The sequence below is a fragment of the Aurantimonas marina genome, from assembly GCF_017183135.1.
Lineage (GTDB): Bacteria > Pseudomonadota > Alphaproteobacteria > Rhizobiales > Rhizobiaceae > Aurantimonas > Aurantimonas marina.
In genome coordinates this window covers 72253-93434 of sequence record NZ_JADDXW010000011.1, presented here as the reverse complement: position 1 = coordinate 93434, position 21182 = coordinate 72253, and the positions used below count along the sequence as shown (strand labels likewise).

Genomic DNA, 21182 nt, shown 5'->3' with positions numbered 1-21182 from the left:
CGCCGGCGTTCTGCGCTAAGTGACTGGATTTGATCACCTTCATGAAATCAGGTCGCAGCACGCTACCAGGCTGCGATCAAAATATTCGAAATTCTAAAATGTGGCCGCGAATGCCGACGCGGGAGCTATGTGCGGGTGAAGATAATAAAAAAAACAGTGGGATATGCCCATGTCGCTGATTATTGCGTAACTCCACGGTAACTTGGCAGCTCCATAGTCACCGCTATTCGGAAGCTTCCTGTTGGGAGACCGTTCGGGTTCGTTGGAGTGGACGGAATTATCGTGGTGATGTCGATCAATCTACGACTCCTTTTCGGCAGCTTTATCTTCGCCCTTCTGACGCTTGTGTTCGCGGCTTTTTCCTACGACTCGCAATTGGTTTCGCTGGACCTTGCCCGCAAACTCTACGAGGGGGGCTCTGCCCCGCTGAGTCGGCTGGAGATCGCCAAGGACAAGACCGCGGTGATCCAATCGCGGTTTTCGTCTGCAGCAGGCAAAGGCATCGAAAATGACGAGGACCGGCTTCAAGGCGAACGCGCTGGCGAAGTCATGCTTGCCGCTTCTTCGATCCTCTCGGATATCCGCGAGGTTCTATCCGCCGACGTGACAGCGGATTTGCGCAGGGCAGTGGGTGCCTTGCGCTATCCGCTCAGCCGGATTGAGGTCTCCGACGGGAACCTCTCGCGTGGCGCGGTGCGGCGTGAATTCGCCGCCCTGTGGCTCGGACTGGAGGGCGCCGTGACAGTCGCGCGCGCTGATTTGAAGGAGTTGCGGGCGCAGACCTCCAGGGAGATCGAACGCGCCAGAGTGCGCAACGGTGTCGCTTTGGTTGCCATCTTCGGCGCCTTGTTTGGTTTTGCGATGTTCCTCTCCCGCTCCGTCGGGGGAGTGCTGCGCGAGATGGGGCGACGTGCCCGGGAACTCGCGAGCGGTGCGCCGACCGACCCGATCTCTCCGAAAGGTCCCCGAGAAGTGCGCGACGTGCACCTCGCGCTCGAGGAAATGGGCGCGCGCTGCCGCGAGCTCGAGACGACGATGTTGAGCGAGGCGGACATGATGGCCGTGCGGCTCAATCGGCAGGAGAGCCAGTTGGGCGCGGCGTTGGACAATATGACCCAGGCGCTCTGCATGCTCGACGGGCAAAAGCGTCTGGTGCTCTCCAACCAGGTATTTTCCCGTCATTTCGGCGAGGTGGCGCCGGGAACGCCGGCGCGGGCCTTTCTCACTGATCCCAGCTTGATCCTGCCATTGCGTGAAAACGAGATGGCAACGGACCTTCTGGAGGTCGGCGGAGCCATCATGGAAGTGAAGCGCCGCGGAATGACCGCCAAGGGGCTTTTGATCACCTTCGAGGATATCACCGAGAAACAGCGAATTTCGCGGCGGCTGGAACACGTGGCGGGGCACGACGGGTTGACCGATCTGCCCAATCGCAAGAACTTCGCCGAGGTGCTCGACGGGCTGTTGTCGAAAGGCCGGGGGCTCGTGGTCGCCGTGGTCGATATCCGTGGTTTCAAGTCGATCAATGATACCCACGGTCATCCGGTCGGCGACGCGATCTTGAAGGAATGCAGCAACAGGCTCGTGCGAATTTCAGGAGCCAGGGCGACGGTCTCCCGTCTCGGGGGGAACGAGTTCGCGATCGCTTTGCCAGGAGTGCGAGGGACAGGCGACGCGGATATGTTTGCCGCGGCTCTGGTGGCCAGTTTCCAATCACCGTTTGACGTGGAAAGTCGACGGATCGAGGCGAGAGGCAGCGTCGGCACAGTCTATATTAGGACCGGTCAACGACTGGCGGGTCCCAGCGCAGACATCGTCCTGCAGAATTGCGACCTTGCCCTTTACCAGGCAAAGCAGGAGGCGGGGAGTGCCTATCGCCGGTTCCGACCTGCCATGCGCGAAAAGCTTCAGCGCCGCCGCGAAATGGAACTCGATCTCCAGACAGCTTTGGACGAAGGCCAGTTCGAACTTTTCTATCAGCCTTTCGTCGACACCGATCGGAAGCGTGTCAGCGGTTTTGAGGCACTGCTGCGTTGGCAGCATCCCAAACGCGGCATGGTTTCGCCCTCCGTTTTCATCCCGCTCGCGGAGGAGACCGGCCTGATCGAGCGACTTGGCAAATGGGCGCTCGATGCCGCTTGCAACGAAGCGGCCAAATGGCCCGAGAATCTGACCATCTCGGTCAATCTGTCGGCGGTACAGTTCAAGAGCCCCACGCTGGTCGACGACGTTCGCGGCGCTCTGGCAGCATCAGGCCTTGCACCGCCACGACTGCAGATCGAGGTGACCGAATCGCTGTTCCTGGACGAAGGCGACCGGGTGTTGTCGATCCTCAAGGAGTTCCGCAGGTTGGGGCTGACGATCTCCATGGATGACTTCGGGACCGGCTATTCCTCGCTTGGCTATCTAAGCCGCTTTCCATTCGACAAGATCAAGATCGACCAGTCCTTCGTCCGCGACATGGCGCGTGCCGAGAACATCGCCATCGTGCGCTCGATCATCGGCCTGTCGCGGGCGCTCAACATGAGCGTCATCGCCGAGGGCATCGAAACGCCGGAGCAGATGCAGATCCTGTACGGCGAAGGCTGTCGGGAAATGCAGGGATATTTCTTCTCCAAGCCAAGACCGTCGTCGGAACTGGCCAAGATACTGATGGAGGTCGCCAACCAATGGGGAAAGGATCATCCTTCGCTCGGCGCCGAGAAATCCGTCGTCGCGGCCTGAAGGCGCTGCCGGACCGCGCACGATTCGCCGGTCTTTGAGCCGTCAGAGTTCCCTGGTGTCGAACATGAGCAATTCGACGCCGCCGTCGGCGAAGTTTCCGAGATCGGCCGCCGTGGCCTGCCCCTGCGGCGAGGCAAGAGCCGCTTCGATATCGACCATCGAGTCGAAGGTCAGCGTCGCCACGAGATGATATCCCGCGTCGCCGTCGGGGCCGGCGATCTTGCCGTCGTTGACGTCGTAGTGCCTGAGCCCCGGGATGGTTTTGGCGAGCGGTGCATGGGTCGATGCATAATGGGCGTCGAAAGCCGCAGGGTCCTTCGGATGCTTGTAAAGCGCGATCAGCTTGGCCACGAGTGGATCTCCTTGGGTGCCAGTGCCCACCGGCGCCGGCAATCATGGGCCGAAGACTCGCGTCAGGCAACTGCCGTTACGGCCTCGGCTTCAGGCCGTTGAGCACCAGGGTCAGGACGGCCTGCGCGGCCTGCTCGCGGAAGCCGGGCCGGTCGACCTGATCGCCCATCACGGCACGGATCTGCACATCGAAGTCGGCGTAATGCTGCGTCGTCGCCCAGATCATGAAGATGAGATGGTAGGGGTCGACCGGCGCCAGTTGCCCCCGGCCCACCCATTCGCGGATGATGCCGGCCTTTTCGTCGACCAGGTCTTTCAGCGTGGTTTCCAGAAAGCCACCCATCACCGGCGCACCGGCCAGGATTTCGTTGGCGAAGAGGCGGGACGCGGCTGATTGTTCGGCCGCCATCCGCAGCTTCTCGGTAATGTAGCGGCGCAGTTCCTCGACCGGATCGCCGGCGGGATCGATCGCCGCCAGCGGCGCCAGCCAGTCACGGAGCGTTCGCTCGAGCACGGCGCGGTAGATGTCCTGTTTGCGCCGAAAATAATAAAGAAGATTGGGTTTCGACATCGCCGCGCGGGACGCGATCTGGTCGACCGTCGAGCCACGAAACCCATGAACTGAGAAAACCTCCAGGGCCGCTTCCAGAATGACTTCGCGGTTGATCGCCTGAATGCGGGTCGGCTGCCGATCGTCATCCTCGACGCCTGCGCCGGAAGCCTGCTGGGCGACCTTCACGTCCAAGACCTGCCGTCCTTCCGTCTCTCGATCGCCGCCGCATCCTGCATTTCGGTTTCGCGGCGAAGTCGCTTGACCCGTTCCGGGCGAGCTTCTAGCCTCCATTTTGACCATTTAGTCAAGATTTCCGGCTCCTTTCCATAGATGGATCGGCGCCACGGGAGGGGCAAGCCGATGAACGAACACGCGACGATCGTCCCCAACAATCTCGAAGCGTTCTGGATGCCATTTACGGCAAACCGGCAGTTCAAGCAGGCGCCGCGTCTGTTCGTCGCGGCCAAGGACATGCATTACACCACATCGGACGGGCGTCAGGTGCTGGACGGTACAGCGGGCCTGTGGTGCGTCAATGCCGGGCATTGCCGGCCGAAGATTACCGAGGCGATCCAGCGTCAGGCGGCCGAGCTCGATTATGCGCCGGCCTTCCAGATGGGCCATCCCAAGGCCTTCGAGCTGGCCTCGAAGCTGGCGGCCATCGCCCCCACCGGCCTCGACCATGTGTTCTTCACCAATTCCGGCTCAGAGTCGGTCGAAACGGCGCTGAAGATCGCGCTCGCCTATCACCGCGCCAAGGGCGATGGCGCGCGGTTCCGCCTGATCGGGCGCGAGCGCGGCTATCACGGTGTCAATTTCGGAGGCATTTCGGTCGGCGGCATCGTCGGCAACCGCAAGATGTTCGGCACGCTGCTTACCGGCGTCGACCATATGCGCCATACCCACGACCCGGAGCGCAACGGCTATTCGCGCGGTGAGACCGAACATGGCGCCGAACTCGCCGAGGATCTGGTGCGGATCGCCACCCTGCACGATCCCTCGACCATCGCCGCCGTCATCGTCGAACCGGTGGCCGGTTCGACCGGCGTTTTGCCGCCGCCAAAGGGCTATCTGAAGCGGCTGCGCGAGATTTGCGACCAGCACGGCATCCTGTTGATCTTCGACGAGGTAATCACCGGATACGGCCGCATGGGGACGGCTTTCGCCGCCGATTATTTCGGCGTGACGCCGGACATTATGGTGACCGCCAAGGGCCTGACCAACGGGGTCATCCCGATGGGCGCCGTTTATGTGAAGGACGCTATTCACGACGCCTTCATGGGCGGCGCCGAGCATCTGATCGAGTTCGCCCACGGCTATACCTATTCGGGTAATCCGATCGCGGCCGCAGCGGGTCTCGCGACGATCGAGACCTACAAGGAAGACGGCCTGTTCGAGCGGGCGAGGGCGCTGGAGCCGGTCTGGGCCGACGCGATCCATTCGCTCAAGGGCGAGCCGCACGTCATCGACATCCGCACGATCGGCCTGATCGCGGCGATCGAGCTCGATCCGATCGCCGGCGGGCCGACCAAGCGGGCCTTCTCGGCCTTCCTCAAGGCCTATGAAGCGGGGCTGTTGATCCGCACCACCGGCGATATCATTGCGCTGTCGCCGCCGCTGATGGTTTCCGAAGACCAGATTGGCGAGATCGTCGATACCTTGCGGGGGATTCTCCAGAGCCTCGACTGACCACCGCCCATTGCTGACGACCAGACATGAGGGATTCCATGAGCCTTGCTTCCAACCTCCAGATCAACGCTGACCGGCTCTGGGACTCGATCATGGAAATGGCGAAGATCGGCCCCGGTGTCGCCGGCGGCAATAACCGCCAGACGCTGACCGACGCCGACGGTGAGGGACGGCACCTGTTCCAGTCCTGGTGTGAGGCCGCCGGGCTCACAATGGGCGTCGATTCCATGGGCACGATGTTCGCGCGGCGCGAGGGCACCGACCCGGATGCCCTGCCCGTCTATGTCGGCAGCCATCTCGATACCCAGCCGACCGGTGGCAAATATGATGGCGTCCTCGGCGTTCTCGGCGGGCTGGAACTGATCCGCACGCTGAACGACCTCAACATCAAGACGAAGCATCCGATCGTCGTCACCAACTGGACGAACGAGGAGGGCACCCGCTTCGCCCCGGCGATGCTGGCGTCGGGCGTCTTCGCCGGTGTCCATGACGAGGCTTGGGCCAAGGATCGCACCGATGCGAGCGGCAAGCGCTTCGGCGACGAGTTGAAGCGGATCGGCTGGGAGGGGGATGAGCCGGTCGGCTCGCGCCGAATGAAGGCGTTCTTCGAACTGCATATCGAGCAGGGGCCGATCCTTGAGGACGAAGGACTCGATATCGGCGTCGTCACCCACGGGCAGGGGCTCTACTGGTTGCAGGTGACGCTGACCGGCCGCGAGAGCCACACCGGCTCGACACCGATGCCCAAGCGCCGCAACGCCGGGCTGGGCATGGCGCGGATCACCGAACTCGTTCACGAGGTGGCGATGGACTACCAGCCGAACGCCGTCGGCGCGATTGGCCATGCCGAGATCTACCCCAACTCGCGCAACATCATTCCCGGCCGGGCCGTCTTCACCATCGACATCCGCTCGCCCTCCAAGGAGACGCTGGATACCATGCGCGAGCGCATCGAGGACGGCATCGACACCATCGCCGAGGCGCTCGACATCGGCGCCGCGGTCGACGAGGTCGGGCATTTCGACCCCGTGACGTTCGACGAAGACTGCGTCAAGGCCGTCCGCGATGCCGCCGAACGCCTCGGCTATTCGCACAGGAACATCGTCTCCGGCGCTGGCCACGACGCCTGCTGGATCAACCGCGTCGCGCCGACGGCGATGGTGATGTGCCCCTGCGTCGACGGCCTGTCCCACAACGAGGCCGAGGAGATCTCCAAGGAATGGGCGACGGCGGGGGCGAACGTGCTGATGCATGCCGTTGTGGAGACGGCGGTGGTGGTGGAGTAGGATCGGGCAGGTTTGGAAGCCGGGAGTTACCCTTAGATGGAGAGTCAAGAGGAACTGAGCGAGGTGGAGCGTCGGAAACTTCTGTCCTTGGGATATCGACCTAAAGAAATCTGGGTGTCCGAGAGTTACTACGTCGAAGCGAAGAAAAAGGCGATTGTCCTTGCGCGACAAATTATCGAGCATGGACACCGCAAGCGCGATTTCGCGATCACTGCCGAGCAGCAGGAATTAAGTAGTGCGCTACAGACCGATCAGCTTTTGGCTGGCGCGGCAAACGCTAAGCGGCGTCCAGCCGTTTCTGTGGCGAGAGCAATAATCGGTGCTGTGTTTTCTATACAAGCAAATAACACTGCATGGATGAATGTTACCGACCGCTTTGAGGCGTATGCCAAGGCGAAGAAGGGAAAAGTTGCGGATTTCACCTTAAATGATTTTACCAGATTTTTTGGTGAAATGAAAGAAGAGGTAGTATTTAATAAGCAAAAGATTGGCGGGCGACTTAAGTCCGACATATGCCTTGATATCTCGCAGGCATTGGGAAATGCGGACCTCGCTGTGATCGGGCGGATGTCTCTGTCCGAAATCGAAAAAATGGCCTGCGAGCTTGAGAAAGTTCATGGAGTTGGGCCGGCTCTCATTCAGTTTTTCCTGTTATTGTGCGGGCGAGATGACTTTATCAAAGGGGATACGATGGTCATTTCATACGTGTCCCGAGCGCTCGGTAGGCAGGTTAGCGCGGCTAATGCCGTGCGATTGCTCAAGATTGTTGCGGAAGACCACCACGTTTCACCCGGAAATCTGGATTTGGTGATCTGGCACTTCGAACGGGAGCATCGAAAGCAAAGCAGAAAGAATAAAAAATGACCATCGTCATCAAGAACGGTACCGTCGTCACCGCCGACCGCACCTGGAAGGCCGACGTCCTGATCGACGGCGACAAGATCGTCGATGTGGGGCCGGATCTGGATGGCGACGAGGTGATCGACGCCTCCGGCGCCTATGTCATGCCGGGCGGCATCGACCCGCACACTCATATGGAAATGCCCTTCATGGGCACGTTCTCGGCCGACGATTTCGATAGCGGCACGGCGGCGGCGCTGGCCGGCGGCACCACGATGACGGTCGACTTCTGCCTGCCGGGACCGGGGCAGGGGCTCATCGACGCGCTGCAGACCTGGTACCAGAAAGCCGGCAAGGCGCGCACCGACTATTCCTTCCACATGGCGATCACCTGGTGGGGCGAACAGGTCTTCGACGAGATGCCGAAGGTCGTCAGCCAAGGCATCAACACCTTCAAGCACTTCATGGCCTACAAGGGCGCGCTGATGGTGAACGACGATGAGATGTTCGCCTCCTTCTCGCGCTGCGCCGAACTCGGCGCGATGCCGCTGGTCCATGCCGAGAATGGCGACGTCGTCGCCTTCCTGCAGCAAAAACTCATGGCCGAGGGCAATAACGGGCCGGAAGGCCATGCCTATTCGCGCCCGCCCGAGGTCGAGGGCGAGGCGGTCAATCGCGCCATCATGATCGCCGACCAGGCCGGTGTGCCGCTCTATGTCGTCCACACGTCCTGCGAGCAGGCCCATGAGGCGATCCGCCGGGCGCGGCAAAAGGGGATGCGGGTCTTCGGCGAGCCGTTGATCCAGCATCTCACCCTCGACGAGAGCGAATATTTCAACCCGGACTGGCAGCATGCGGCGCGCCGGGTGATGTCACCGCCCTTCCGCAACAGGATGCATCAGGATTCGCTCTGGGCGGGGCTGGCGGCTGGCTCGCTGCAGGTGGTCGCGACCGACCATTGCGCCTTCAGCGATGAGCAAAAGCGCATGGGCGTCGGCGACTTCACCAAGATCCCGAACGGCACGGGCGGGCTGGAGGACCGGCTGCCGGTGCTGTGGACCAAGGGGGTCAGAACCGGTCGCTTGACCATGAACGAGTTCGTCGCCGTCACCTCGACCAACATCGCCAAGATCCTCAACATCTATCCGAAGAAAGGCGCGATCCTGCCCGGCGCCGATGCCGACATCATCGTCTGGGATCCGGCCGCGACCAAGACGATTTCGGCCAAGACCCAGAAATCGGCGATCGAATACAACGTCTTCGAGGGCATCGAGGTGACCGGCCTGCCGGTGATGAGCTTTTCGCGCGGCCGGCTTGCCTACAAGGAGGGCGACGTGCGCGCCGCGACCGGCGACGGCCGCTTCATCGAGCGGCCCGCCAACGCGCCGGTCGCCAGGGCGCTGTCGACCTGGAAGGAACTCACCGCGCCGCGCAAGGTAGAGCGCACGGGCATTCCGGCGGGGGTTTGATTTGAAAGCAGATGCGCCAGGTTTGCGTGCCGGCCGCAAGCCAGTTCCCCTCCCCCTTGAGGGGAGGGGCTAGGGGTGGGGGTAAGAATGTCGCCAACCCGTGTCGACCCGCCTTTGATCCGAAGGGCCAGGCGACTTCGCAAGACGATGACCGAAGGCGAGAAACGCCTCTGGAACGAGTTGAAGTCATTCCGAAAGCTTTATGGGATTCACGCGCGAAAACAGGTGCCTATCGGTCCCTACGTCCCGGATTTCGCGATACATTCGGCTCGTCTGATAGTGGAAGTCGATGGAGAATTTCACTTCGAACCCGAACGTTTCGCGCGAGATGCGATCCGCGACGCTTGGTTGAAACGACAAGGATATCGTGTCTTGCGCTTCAATACCGGCGAGATCGACACTGATCTCGACGGTTGCATAGAGGAGGTTCTGATCGCTTTGGGCTTGAGACATTGACGACTTTTATCGGGACCCCCACCCCTGTCCCCTCCCCTCAAGGGGGAGGGGGACTGCACGGAGCGCCGGCCATTCAGGCCCGCGACCTTGATCTCGTCTTCGAGACCGCCGACATGCCCGTTCATGCCCTGTCGTCGATCGATCTCGACATCTTCAAGGGCGAATTCGTCTCCTTCATCGGCCCGTCCGGCTGCGGCAAGACCACGCTCTTGCGTGTCATCGCCGATCTGGAACAGCCGACCGGCGGCACGATCTCGGTCAACGGCATGACGTCGGACGCGGCCCGGCAGGCGCGCGCCTATGGCTATGTCTTCCAGGCGGCGGCGCTTTATCCCTGGCGCACCATCGAGAAGAACATCGCGCTGCCGCTGGAGATCATGGGCTTCGACAAGGCCGACCGGCAGCGGCGGATCGCGAGCAATCTGGATCTCGTCGGTCTGTCCGGCTTCGGCGGCAAATTTCCCTGGCAATTGTCCGGCGGCATGCAGCAGCGCGCCTCGATCGCGCGGGCGCTGTCCTTCGACCCGGATCTTCTGTTGATGGACGAACCGTTCGGCGCGCTCGACGAGATCGTTCGCGACCATCTCAACGAGGAGCTGTTGAAACTCTGGGCGAAGACCCAAAAGACCGTCGTCTTCGTCACCCATTCGATCCCGGAGGCGGTGTTCCTGTCGACCCGCATTGTCGTGATGAGCCCGCGCCCGGGCCGCATCCACGAGTTGATCGATTGCGACCTCGGCCCGGACCGGCCGCTGGAAATCCGCGACACGCCAGAATTTCTCGCGATCGCCCACCGGGTGCGCGAGGGTCTGAGGGCAGGGCACGGCTATGACTGACGACCAGTGTTGCGGTATCGGCAGGTGGGGCAGGTATGGGCAGTGAGCGGCACCGCGACGGTCTGGTTATTCGGCGTGGTGTCGGTTTTCCTCGCCGCGGCCTCGGCGTCGCGTTACTATGTGTCGACGAATTCGCTCGCGGTGCTGATCTTCGCACTTTCGCTCTACACCCTCGGCAATCTGATGATGATCCGATTGATGCGCGAGAGCGGCCTAGGTGTCGCGATTTCGGCTTCCGCGATCGCGCAGCTCGTCTTGATCAATATCGTCGCGGTCACGGTCTTCGGCGAGCGCCCGCCCCTGCCGCAGGTGATCGGGATGATACTCGGAATAGCAGCCTTTACTCTGATGGTCTGGCCGTCTTCGCGATGAGGCCGGATCGTTCATACGGACCGACAGTCCCATGACCGCGCCCACCCGCATCGCCGAGCCAGGCGCCGCGATCGGCTATGCCGGTCCGCTGCGGCGGCTCAGCCGGCGCATGGTCGAGGGCCGCGCCGTGCCGGTCCTCAGCGTTGTCGCGGCGATTTTAGCGATCTGGTATCTCGCCGCCATCGGCATGAACTGGCAGACCGAGACCGACAAGCTCGATCGCGCCGGCGAGGCCTACGGTATCGCCGACACGATCGCGGCGACGTGGAGCGCCGAGCGGCCGATCCTGCCGGCGCCGCACCAGATCGTCGCGGAAATCTGGAAATCGACGGTTCTCGTGAAACCGACATCCCCGCGATCGCTGCTGTTTCATGCCTGGGTCACCCTGTCCTCGACCCTCCTCGGCTTCGTCATCGGCACCGCGCTGGGCGTGGCACTCGCCGTCGGCATTCTCCATTCGCGCACGCTCGACAAGAGCCTGATGCCTTGGATCATCACCTCGCAGACAATCCCGATCCTCGCCATCGCGCCGATGATCATCGTCGTACTCAACGCTGTCGGCGTGCAGGGGCTTTTGCCGAAGGCGATCATCTCGACCTATCTGTCATTCTTCCCGGTCACTGTGGGCATGGTGAAGGGGCTGCGCTCGCCCGACGCCATGCTGCTCGACCTGATGCACACCTATTCGGCGAGCCGGCCGCAGATTTTGGCGAAGCTCCGCTGGCCGGCGTCGATGCCGTTCCTGTTCACCTCGATGAAGGTGGCGGTCGCCGCCGCTCTCGTCGGTGCCATCGTCGGCGAATTACCGACCGGCGCGGTCGCCGGACTCGGGGCGCGGCTTCTGGCCGGGTCCTATTACGGCCAGACTATCCAGATCTGGTCGGCTCTGGTCGCCGCCGCGGTCATGGCCGGCGTTCTGGTCTGGCTCGTCGGAGTCGGCGAGCGCGCCTCGCTCAGGCGCATGGGCGCGCGGTCGTGAGTGGGGCACGGCTCCTCGGCAGCTTCTGGTCGGCCGCGACCGCCCTGATGGCGACGCTTGCCGGCGCCACGGCACTTGCGGCGCTGGCGCTGCTGGAAGCCGGGCAGCGCGGGCTGGCGCTGGCGGCCGTCATCGTCGCTTTCTGGCTGTTATCCTGGCGGTTGACGGTGAAACTTGCCGCGTTGGAGCCGCAGGGCCGTGTCGCGCGAACGGTTCTTGGCGTCCTGATTCCGCTGGTGTTCGGCGTGACGCTGCTGCTCCTGTGGGAGTTCATGGTGCGCGGGCTCGCGGTGCCGAGCGTGCTGCTGCCGGCGCCGTCGGATATCGGCGTCCGAATCGCGAATTCCCTGTCGATCCTGTGGGCGGATTTCGTCCAGACCTATCTGAAGGCGGTCGTCGCCGGCTATGCGCTCGGCTGCGGCTCGGGCTTCTTGGTCGCGGTGCTGATCGACCGCTCGCCCTTCCTCAAACGCGGCTTGCTGCCGATCGGCAATCTCGTCTCGGCGCTGCCGATCGTCGGCGTCGCGCCGATCATGGTGATGTGGTTCGGCTTCGACTGGCCGTCCAAGGCTGCCGTGGTCGTCGTCATGACCTTCTTCCCGATGCTGGTGAACACTGTCGCCGGACTCAACGCCGCGGGCGCCATGGAGCGCGACCTGATGCGCACTTATGGGGCGAGCTCCATTCAGAGCCTCGTCAAGCTGCGGCTGCCGGCGGCGTTGCCTTTCATCTTCAATGCCCTGAAGATCAACTCGACGCTGGCGCTGATCGGCGCGATCGTGGCGGAATTCTTCGGCACGCCGATCGTCGGCATGGGCTTTCGCATCTCGGCCGAGATCGGCCGGATGAACACCGACATGGTCTGGGCCGAGATCGCCGTCGCCGCGCTCGCCGGTTCGTTGACCTACGGCCTTCTCTCCGTCGCCGAGCGGGCCGCGACTTTCTGGCATCCGTCCTACCGCAAGGGGTAGGCTTCAACATAAAACAACAAAGGGAGAAGGCAGATGAGGAAGCTTCTGGCAGGCGTGGTGATCGCGCTCGCGGGTCTGGGTTTCACCGGACCGACGATGGCGCAGGACGCGCTGACCCTGCAGCTCAAATGGGTGACCCAGGGCCAGTTCGCCGGCTATTACGTCGCCAAGGAAAAGGGCTTCTACGAAGAGGCCGGTCTCGATGTGACGATCAAGCCCGGCGGCCCGGACATCGCGCCCGAGCAGGTGATCGCCGGCGGCGGCGCCGACGTCATCGTCGACTGGATGCCTGCGGCGCTGGCGGCCCGCGAGAAGGGGCTGCCGCTCGTCAATATCGCCCAGCCGTTCAAGAAGTCGGGCATGGAGCTGACCTGCCGCAAAGAGACCGGCATCGAGAAGCCGGAGGATTTCAAGGGCAAGACCCTTGGCGTCTGGTTCTCCGGTAACGAGTATCCGTTCCTGTCCTGGATGTCGAAGCTCGGCCTGTCCACCGAGGGCGGCCCCGACGGCGTCACGGTCATCAAGCAGGGCTTCAACGTCGACCCGCTGATCCAGAAGCAGGCCGATTGCATCTCGACGATGACCTACAATGAGTATTGGCAGGTGATCGACGCGGGAATCCCCGAAGAAGAACTGACGGTGTTCAAATACGAGGACCAGGGCGTCGCGACACTGGAGGACGGGCTCTACGTGCTCGAGGAATCGCTGAACGATCCGGCGATGGTCGACAAGCTCGCCCGCTTCGTCAAAGCGTCGATGAAGGGCTGGGAATACGCCGCCGAGAACCCGGAAGAGGCAGCTGGTATCGTTCTCGACAACGACATGACCGGCGCCCAGACCGAGGAACACCAGAAGCGCATGGTCGGTGAGATCAACAAGCTCGTCGATGGCTCGGACGGCACACTCGACACGGCCTCAGCCGAGAACACGGTCGAGGTGCTGATGGGCGGCGGCTCGGACCCGGTCATCACCAAGCAGCCGGAAGGCGCTTGGTCGAGCGTCGTGACCGACAAGATGAAGGACATGCAATAAGGGCGCCGCAGCCTCCTTTATTTAACAAAGGCCGGAGCATTGCTCCGGCCTTTTTTTGTCGTGCGTGCGGCGTGATCATCAGGCCGGCGTCGCCGTTCGACGGTCAGAGCCTCTTGCCGGAGCCGCGCCCTTCGTTGTCACCGACATCGTCAAAACGATGTCTCCGGTGACTACTGCGGTGATGGTGCGCTGGCTCTACTGATCACTCGGCTGGAGCCGTGGCGATCGGTCGCGGCTCGTTCGCCGCGGCGCCGGCCAGCGGATCGCCGCGCAGCGGGCTCGGTGCATCGATGCCGCGTCGCCGCTTCACCCACGCGCTGAGGCTTTCGCCGAGCATCAGAAGGGCGGGCGTGAGCACGAGCGTTAGGATGGTCGCGAAGGTGAGGCCGCCGGCGATGGCGCTCGACAGTTCCGTCCACCATTGGGTCGAGGGAGCGCCAAACTGGATCTCGCGCCGGATGAAGTCGATATTGGCGCCGGCAACCATCGGCACCAGCCCGAGGACGGTCGTGATCGAGGTGAGGAACACGGGACGCAGGCGTTGCGCGCCGGTGCGCAGGATCGCCTCCAGCGGCGGCTGACCCGATCTGCGCAAGACGTTGTAGGTGTCGATCAGAACGATGTTGTTGTTGACGACGATGCCGGCGAGCGCGATCACGCCGATGCCCCCCATGACGATGCCGAAGGGTCGGCCGGTGATCAGCAGGCCGTAGAAGACGCCCGCCGTCGAGAACACGATCGCGCTCATCACCAGGAACGCCTGGTAGATCGAGTTGAACTGGGTGACCAGGACGACGAACATCAGGAAGATCGCCGCTGAGGCCGCTCCCGTGAGGAAATTGGCCGCTTCGGCCTGGTCCTCGGCCTCGCCGCCGAAACTGTAGTCGACGCCGGCGGGAAGCTCGGCCTTGTCGAGCGCGGCGCGCAGTTTGACGATCTGGTCGTTGGCAAGAACGCCCTCTGCGACATCCGCTTCCACCGCCATGACGCGGCGTTGGTCGATCCGGATGATCGTGCCGACCTTCGGCGCCGGCTGGAAGGAGACGAAATTGCGGATCGGCACCAGGCCGCGCGCCGTCGGAATACGCAGCCCCTCCAGCCGTTCCAGGGTCCGGTCGCCGGCCGGAAAGCGGACGCGGATCGGCACTTCGCCGTCGCCGCCCGCATCGTCGGGCCTGTAGTCCGAGACCTCGATGCCGGCGGTCAGAAGCCGCACGGCCTGGCCGAGAAGCGACACATCGGCGCCGTAGCGCGCGGCTTCCTCGCGGTTCACCTGCAACTGCCATTCGACGCCGGGCGGCGAACGCGTATCGGTGACGTTCTCGAATCCGCCGATGTCCTCCATCAGGCCCCTGAGCGTGACAACGCCATTGGCCAGGGAATTCAGATCGGATCCGCGCAGCTTGACGTTGATCGGCTTGCCACTGGCCGGCCCGTTCTGCTCCTGCTGGACCTGGATGGTGATGCCGGGAATATCGGCCACGCGCGCTCGAATGTCGTCGAAGATCAGCACCGCCTTGCGCCGGGTGTCCCATTCATCCAGTTCCAGCTGGATCGTGCCGATGACGTCGGTCCCGAGCTGACGCGAGCCGCTTTCGCCAAGTGTGCGTGCATAGACGGTCTCGACCTCCTCCATGCCAAGCAGGCGCTCCTCGACCCGGCGCACGAGCGCGTCCTTTTCGAAGATCGAGAAATTGTCCCGGGCGCGAATCTGGACCTGCGCGAATTCCGGCTCGATCGCGGGAAAGAATTCAACGCCCTTACCGTATTGGGAAAAGCCGTAAATCGCGCCGACAAGCAGCGACAAGGCGATGACCAAAGTGGCGAACGGACCTTTGACAGCGCTCCGCAGGACGCGCAGATAGAAGCCCGTGAGCCCGCCGATGAGCGACAGGTCGCCGTTCTCCGCCGCCTCCAATCGACGCCGCTGCTTTGCCGGCATCGGTTGTGCCTTGCCGATCAGACCGCCGAGAACCGGGATGAACACGAGCGCCATGAACAGCGAGGCCGTCAGCGTGATCAGCACGGTGAGCGGAAGGAACTTCATGAACTCGCCGACAAGGCCCGGCCAAAACAGGAGCGGCGTGAACACGACGAGGGTTGTCGCGGTCGAAGCGATGATCGGCCAAGCCATCCGTTGCGCCGCATGTCGATAGGCATCGCGCGGCGAAGCGCCTTCCAGAAGCCTGCGGTCGGCAAGTTCCGTCGTCACGATCGCGCCGTCGACAAGCATGCCGACCACCAGGATCAGCGAAAACAGGACGACGATGTTCATCGTGAAGCCGAACGCCCACAGGATGGTGATCCCGGCAAGGAACGAGCCGGGAATCGACAGGCCGACGAGAATGGAGCTGCGAAGGCCGAGCGTCGCGACAATCACGATCATGACGAGGATGATCGCCGAGATGACGTTGTTCTCGAGATCGCCGAGCATCGTCTTCACCTGCTCGGACTCGTCCTGCAGATACTCGACGCCGACCGTGTCCGGCCAAGTCGCCTTGTGCCGGTCGACGACCGCGCGGACGGCGTCGACCGTCTCGATGATGTTGGCCCCGGATCGCTTCTTGATTTCGAGCGCGAGCGAGGGTTCGCCGTCGATCCGCGCGAAGCCATCGGGATCCTCGAAGGTCCGCCGCGCGATGGCGACGTCCTTGAAGGTCAGCACGGTCGAGCCATCGACCTTGACCGGCATGTCCAGGACGTCGCGAATGTCCTCGATCAGGCCGGGCACCTTGAGAACGATCCGGCCCGCGCCCGTGTCGAGGGCTCCGGCCGCGATCAGGCGGTTGTTGCGGCTGATCTGACTGACCAGCTCATCGAAGGATAGATTGTAGGTCTCGAAGACCGTCGGCTCGATCAGCACTTCCATCAGCTCGTCGCGGTCGCCGCCGATATCGACTTCGAGGACGCCCGATAGGGATTCGAGGTCGTCGCTAAGGTCGTTGGCGATATTGACCAGCGAGCGCTCGGGGATCGGTCCGGACAGAACCACGGTCAGAATCGGAAAAAGCGAGGTGTTGACCTCGTTGACCTTCGGCTCATCGACCTCGGCGGGAAGGTTCGGCTTCGCCCGGTCGACCGCGTCCTTGACGTCGGTCAGGGCTTCGTCCGCGTCGAAGCCCGCCTCGAATTTCAGCTGCACGGAAGCGTAGCCTTCCGCGGCGTGGGATTCCATTTCGTCGAGGCCTGACAGCGACGACAGCTCGGTCTCCAGAGGCCTGACCAGAAGCCGCTCGCTGTCCTCCGGCGAGATGCCTTCCAGCGTCGCAGTCACGTACATCACCGGAATCGGGATGTCGGGGGAGGATTCCTTCGGGATGGCCTGGTAGCCGATAACGCCGGCGACGAGGATCAGTGCGAGGATGAGCAGAACGGTGCGCGAGCGATCGAATCCCGCTTCGATGAGGGCGTTCATCAGCGCCCCCCAGCCGTGTCCGTCGCGAACAGGGCGTTCGCCAGCTTGGCGGTGATCTCGCCGGTGACGTCGAGACCGCTGTCGCGCTGGAACTTCTTGATCGCCTCGCGGGTCGCGTCCCCCAGCAGGCCGTCGATCGGTCCCGGTTCGTAGCCCAGGCTGCGAAGTCGCTGTTGAAGAAGCTGGATCGACGGGCCGTCGCCAGCGCTCCTGGCTTTCGGGTCGCCCGGATCGGACGGTTCGGCCAGCGCCGCGGTCTCAACGGCCTTGGGCGTCGAAAGAGAAGCGGCCGCGCGCGCGCTTCCAGTCGCTGTCTCCGAACCCTCGGCTGTCGGCTCATTGTCCAGAATGCCGCCGCCCATCGCCACGGGCTCGGTTTCGGGGGGCGTGATCGCCGGCTCCGACGGTTCAGCGCTCGCCTCACCGGGCTTTGCCGCGATCACGCGGACGTCTTCGCCTTCCGACACGAAGCCCTGGCCGACTGTGATGATTTGCAATGTCTCGGGAAGTCCGGCGACCCAAAGCCCGGTCGTCTCCGCCCTGACGAGTTCGATCGGGTGGAAGGTGACCTTGTTCTCGGCATTGACGGCCTTGACGCCGAGCGTGCCGTCCGACCCGAGTGCCAGCACGGCCGCGGACAGGAAATGCGCGGGGACCTCGCCGACGGGAATACGGACCTGCGCCGAGATGCCGGCGGGGATGTCGCGTTTGGGATTGGGCACGGTGATCTCGACCGGGAAGGTCCGGGTGGCGGAACTGGCGTTCGCGGCGATATAGCGGACGGTGCCCTGACGGGTTTCGCCGGTGATGAAGGTCACCGATGCGGACTGTCCGGTTTGCACGCGCGCGACATTTTGCTGGGCGATCTCGACATCGACGGTCAGCGGATCGTTGTCGATCTGGACGCCGACCTCGGCGCTCGCGGCAACGAACTCGCCGAGATCCAGATCGAACCGGTCGAGAGTGCCGGTGATCGGCGCACGGATCTCGGTGTCGCCGGTTGTCTTTTCGATCGCCGCCAGCGCCGCTCGCGCCTTCGCCAACTCGGCCTGCGCTTCCTCGACCTGGGCCGCCGTCGTATAGCCGCGATTGGCCAATCCCGACACGCGATCGAATTCGCCCTGGCGGCGGGCAAGCTCGGCCTCGGCCTGTACGCGCTGCGCCTCGCGGTCGGCGAGGGCGATCTTGGCGATCAGCGCGCCTTCCTCGAGAAAGTCGCCTTTCTTGACCGCGATGGCCTCGACCGTGCCGCCCACCTTGGCGCGAACCGGCGTCGTGCGGTCAGGCAGAACCTGGCCCTCCGCAGCGACGAACTCCACCACCGGCTTGGCGCGGGAAGCGAATGCCTCGACCTTGAAGGGTTCGCGGGTCTTGGACTTCGTCGCTTCGACAGCTTGATTCTGGTCGGGGTAATAATAGCCCGAGCCCATCCAGCCGACGAGGGCGAGGACGAAGAGTGCCGCCAGCCAGCCGGCGCGTGACTTGCGCTCCTTCGGCGCCGGAGCCGGCGGCGATTCCGCGACCGGGGAGGGACCTGTGTTCTCGTGCATATTCATTGCTTGCCCCGCCCTTCTTCATTGAGCCGGCACAGCTTGGCCGCGAGATCGTTGAGCGAGGCGACGGCTGTCTCGAAGAACGCGCGGGCCTGCTCGAGGCGCTGGCGCTCGGCAATTGCGTCGGGCGGCAGGTCGGTTTCCGCCGCGATGATGCTGGCTTGCGTCATTTCCATCCGGTGGGCCACGCCGCGGATCATGTTGACGTAGGGCCGGTCGGCGAGACGGAAGAAATCCTGCCGCTCCCCCTCGACCTGAACCTTGACGATGAGCCCCTTGCTTTCGAGCAGGCGGGCATTGGTCGAGATCGAGGCCCGGCTGACGCAAAGTCGCGCCGCAAGGTCACTGAAGCTGACGACGCCTGGCTCCAGGATCATCAGGCCGAAGAGCCGCCCGGCGATGCGCGGCATTCCCTCCGCTTCCAGATGATCACCCATCCGGTCGATGAAGCGGGCGCGGCAAAGGTCCTGCGGGCAGGCGCAGACCAGATCTCGATCGACAGCGATATTCATCGATCGCAGATACGAGTGGTCGGCCGTTCAGTCAAGACTGAACGGAAAAAATTGTTCAGTTGCGACTGAACGTCACGGCTTGGCCGGCCCCCGCGCCGCGGCGAAGCTTTTCTTCAGCCGGGCGCTGAGCTCGGCGAAGGGTTCGGCGGTCGGGGCCGTTCCGGGGTGCTGGATCATATAGTCGTAGACATGCGGAACGAGGTCTACGGCCTGATCCAGTGTCTCGTCGTTGCCGCGCTGATAGCCTCCGAGCAGACGCAGGTCGCGCGTGTCCTCGTATCGCGAGATCATGCTTCGCAGGCGGATAACGAGTTCGCGCTCCTGCTCGCCCCAGACCCGGTCGGCGAGGCGCGAGATCGACTTCAGCACGTCCACCGCCGGAAACCGGCCCTGCTCGGCGATCGCCCTGTCGAGGACGATGTGACCGTCGAGCGTGCCGCGGATGGCGTCGGCAATGGGATCATTGTGATCGTCGCCATCGACCAGAACGGAGAAGATGCCGGTAATCGTTCCGGAGCCATCGAGACCGGGTCCCGCGCGTTCAAGAAGCCTCGGCAACTCGGAAAAGACGCTGGGCGGATAGCCGCGTGCGACGGGCGGTTCGCCGGCTGCCAGCGCCACGTCGCGCGCCGCATGGGCGAGGCGGGTCACGCTGTCGACGATGAGCAGGACATTCTCTCCCCGATCGCGGAAATACTCGGCGACCGATGTCGCTGTACGTGGGGCGAGACGCCGCATCATCGGACTCTCGTCACCGGTGGCGACGACGGTGACGAGCTTTTGCAGGTCGCCTCCCATGGTCTCTTCGAGAAACTCGCGGACTTCGCGGCCGCGCTCGCCGACGAGAGCGACGACCACGGTGTCGAAGCCTTGTGCGCGCGCCAGCATGCCCATCAGCGTCGACTTGCCGACGCCGGAGCCAGCGAAGATGCCGATACGCTGCCCTTTGACTAGCGGCGTAAAGATATCGAGCGCATGCACGCCCGTCGGAACCGGACCGCCGACACGGCCTCGCCGCAGAGCGGGCGGGGGCGCGGCATCGGCCAGGCGATCCTCGTCGCCGACGGCTAGCGGGCCGGCCCCGTCGCAAGGCATGCCGAACGCGTTCACGACCCGTCCCTTCCAGCGCTCCGAAGGTGCGACCGTGAGCGGGCCGATCCGCCGTGCCGGCGCCTTGACCCCGCGGCTGAAGCGGTTGCCGAAGGGTTTGATCGTCAGGCAGTCCGCCTCGATGCGGACCACTTCGCCGATTTCCTCGCCGTTCGGGCCGGGGCAGGCGACGCAGTCACCGAGCCGCACGAAGGGCGACAGACCCGCGACCTTGAAGGCCTGGGGCGATACGTCGACGATGTGTCCCGAGATCGCCAGGCGCTCCTCCTCGAGGGGCGGTATCTTGAAGCTGCTTTCCGCAAGTGCCGTCACGACATGTTACCCAGATTCTTGACCGCGTCGTCGAGCGTGCGCTCGGATGTCTGGACGAGATTGGAGGCGCTTTCGAAAGCACGCTGCAGGGCGATGAGTCGACTGATTTCCAGCACCGGATTGACATTGGAGCCTTCGACGAAACCCTGCATGATGCCGACGTCGCCGAAGTCGAGGATGGGAACCGCCGCCTGGTCCGGGATGACGCCGGAGTTCTCGAAGCGGGTCAGATTGGCGCCCGGCGGCATGGCGAATAGCCCGACCGCGCCGATCTGGCCGCCGTTCTGTGTGATCATGCCATCGCGGGCGATCGCGATCGGTCCGGCGTTCGGATCGACTTGCAACGTGGCGCCGCCGACATCGAGAACCGGATAGCCGTTGATCGTCTCCACCGAGCCCTCTGCGTTGATCCGCATCCGGCCGTCGCGTGTGTAGACCGGGCCATTGGGACCCTGCATGGCGAAAAACGCATCGCCGGATACCGCCATGTCGAGCGTGTTTCCGGTTTGGGTCATTTCCCCCGCCCGGGTCGAAAGATAGGTCGTGCCCTCGGACGCAAAGGTCACAGGTTCCGAGCCGACTCGGGAAATCAGTGCCTCGAACTTGACCTCTTCGGCTCGAAAGCCGGCGGTTCGAGCGTTGGCCACGTTGTGGGCGATCGTGTCCAGCCGCTTCTCGAGGGCGAGTTGAGCGGACAAGGCGACGGGAAGTGCGGTCTGCAA

General features: G+C 63.5%; 18 protein-coding genes. 11 read left to right on the top strand and 7 right to left on the bottom strand.

The window, feature by feature from the left end; genetic code table 11:
* Positions 1–288: 288 nt before the first annotated feature.
* Positions 289–2724: a putative bifunctional diguanylate cyclase/phosphodiesterase gene (locus ING15_RS13470; protein WP_206455340.1), complete on the top strand. Its 2436-nt coding sequence runs from the start codon at positions 289–291 to the stop codon at positions 2722–2724.
* Between the two features lie 42 nt (positions 2725–2766).
* Here the strand turns inward: ING15_RS13470 and ING15_RS13465 are convergent, their stop codons facing one another.
* Together ING15_RS13465 and ING15_RS13460 are read right to left on the bottom strand one after the other, a co-directional pair.
* Positions 2767–3075, bottom strand: coding sequence for an EthD family reductase (locus tag ING15_RS13465; protein ID WP_206455339.1), 309 nt, complete (start codon positions 3073–3075; stop codon positions 2767–2769).
* A gap of 76 nt (positions 3076–3151) precedes the next feature.
* On the bottom strand, positions 3152–3820 hold the full coding sequence (locus ING15_RS13460; protein WP_408628697.1) for a TetR family transcriptional regulator C-terminal domain-containing protein: 669 nt from the start codon (positions 3818–3820) through the stop codon (positions 3152–3154).
* Positions 3821–3988: 168 nt separating this feature from the next.
* On the opposite strand from ING15_RS13460, the gene ING15_RS13455 reads away from it, so the two are divergent.
* From ING15_RS13455 to ING15_RS13410, 10 genes are all read left to right on the top strand, one after another.
* On the top strand, positions 3989–5317 hold the full coding sequence (locus tag ING15_RS13455) for an aspartate aminotransferase family protein (protein WP_206455338.1): 1329 nt from the start codon (positions 3989–3991) through the stop codon (positions 5315–5317).
* 38 nt (positions 5318–5355) lie between these two features.
* Entirely contained in the window at positions 5356–6603 is a 1248-nt protein-coding gene (locus tag ING15_RS13450) for a Zn-dependent hydrolase (RefSeq protein WP_206455337.1), read from the top strand.
* Positions 6604–6639: 36 nt separating this feature from the next.
* Complete coding sequence (locus tag ING15_RS13445) at positions 6640–7467, top strand: hypothetical protein (RefSeq protein ID WP_206455336.1); 828 nt, start codon at positions 6640–6642, stop codon at positions 7465–7467.
* Positions 7464–8912 carry a dihydropyrimidinase gene (gene hydA / locus ING15_RS13440; RefSeq protein WP_206455335.1) on the top strand — a complete coding sequence of 483 codons (1449 nt, stop codon included), beginning with the start codon at positions 7464–7466 and terminating at the stop codon, positions 8910–8912. The genes ING15_RS13445 and hydA overlap by 4 nt, the downstream gene beginning before the upstream one ends.
* 87 nt (positions 8913–8999) lie before the next feature.
* Positions 9000–9368 carry an endonuclease domain-containing protein gene (locus ING15_RS13435; protein WP_206455334.1) on the top strand — a complete coding sequence of 123 codons (369 nt, stop codon included), beginning with the start codon at positions 9000–9002 and terminating at the stop codon, positions 9366–9368.
* 113 nt (positions 9369–9481) lie between these two features.
* Entirely contained in the window at positions 9482–10204 is a 723-nt protein-coding gene (locus tag ING15_RS13430; RefSeq protein ID WP_232845760.1) for an ABC transporter ATP-binding protein, read from the top strand.
* Between the two features lie 42 nt (positions 10205–10246).
* Positions 10247–10576: a hypothetical protein gene (locus tag ING15_RS13425; protein WP_206455333.1), complete on the top strand. Its 330-nt coding sequence runs from the start codon at positions 10247–10249 to the stop codon at positions 10574–10576.
* Positions 10577–10607: 31 nt separating this feature from the next.
* Positions 10608–11555: an ABC transporter permease gene (locus ING15_RS13420; protein ID WP_206455332.1), complete on the top strand. Its 948-nt coding sequence runs from the start codon at positions 10608–10610 to the stop codon at positions 11553–11555.
* A gap of 47 nt (positions 11556–11602) precedes the next feature.
* Positions 11603–12526, top strand: a complete 924-nt coding sequence (locus ING15_RS13415; protein ID WP_206455392.1) for an ABC transporter permease — start codon at positions 11603–11605, stop codon at positions 12524–12526.
* Positions 12527–12559: 33 nt separating this feature from the next.
* Positions 12560–13558 carry an ABC transporter substrate-binding protein gene (locus tag ING15_RS13410; RefSeq protein ID WP_206455331.1) on the top strand — a complete coding sequence of 333 codons (999 nt, stop codon included), beginning with the start codon at positions 12560–12562 and terminating at the stop codon, positions 13556–13558.
* 202 nt (positions 13559–13760) lie between these two features.
* Here ING15_RS13410 and ING15_RS13405 read toward each other — a convergent pair whose 3' ends face one another.
* The 5 genes from ING15_RS13405 to flgF form a co-directional block, all read right to left on the bottom strand.
* Positions 13761–16973 (bottom strand): efflux RND transporter permease subunit, encoded by a 3213-nt coding sequence (locus ING15_RS13405; protein ID WP_206455330.1) that lies wholly within the window; start codon positions 16971–16973, stop codon positions 13761–13763.
* The gene (locus tag ING15_RS13400) at positions 16973–18523 is read right to left on the bottom strand and encodes an efflux RND transporter periplasmic adaptor subunit (RefSeq protein WP_232845759.1); all 1551 of its coding nucleotides are present in this window, start codon (positions 18521–18523) and stop codon (positions 16973–16975) included. Before ING15_RS13400 ends, ING15_RS13405 begins: the two co-directional genes overlap by 1 nt.
* 2 nt (positions 18524–18525) lie before the next feature.
* Complete coding sequence (locus ING15_RS13395; RefSeq protein WP_206455328.1) at positions 18526–19038, bottom strand: GbsR/MarR family transcriptional regulator; 513 nt, start codon at positions 19036–19038, stop codon at positions 18526–18528.
* Between the two features lie 72 nt (positions 19039–19110).
* Positions 19111–20460 (bottom strand): flagellar protein export ATPase FliI, encoded by a 1350-nt coding sequence (gene fliI, locus ING15_RS13390; protein WP_206455327.1) that lies wholly within the window; start codon positions 20458–20460, stop codon positions 19111–19113.
* Positions 20457–21182 carry a flagellar basal-body rod protein FlgF gene (gene flgF, locus ING15_RS13385; protein WP_206455326.1) on the bottom strand — a complete coding sequence of 242 codons (726 nt, stop codon included), beginning with the start codon at positions 21180–21182 and terminating at the stop codon, positions 20457–20459. Before flgF ends, fliI begins: the two co-directional genes overlap by 4 nt.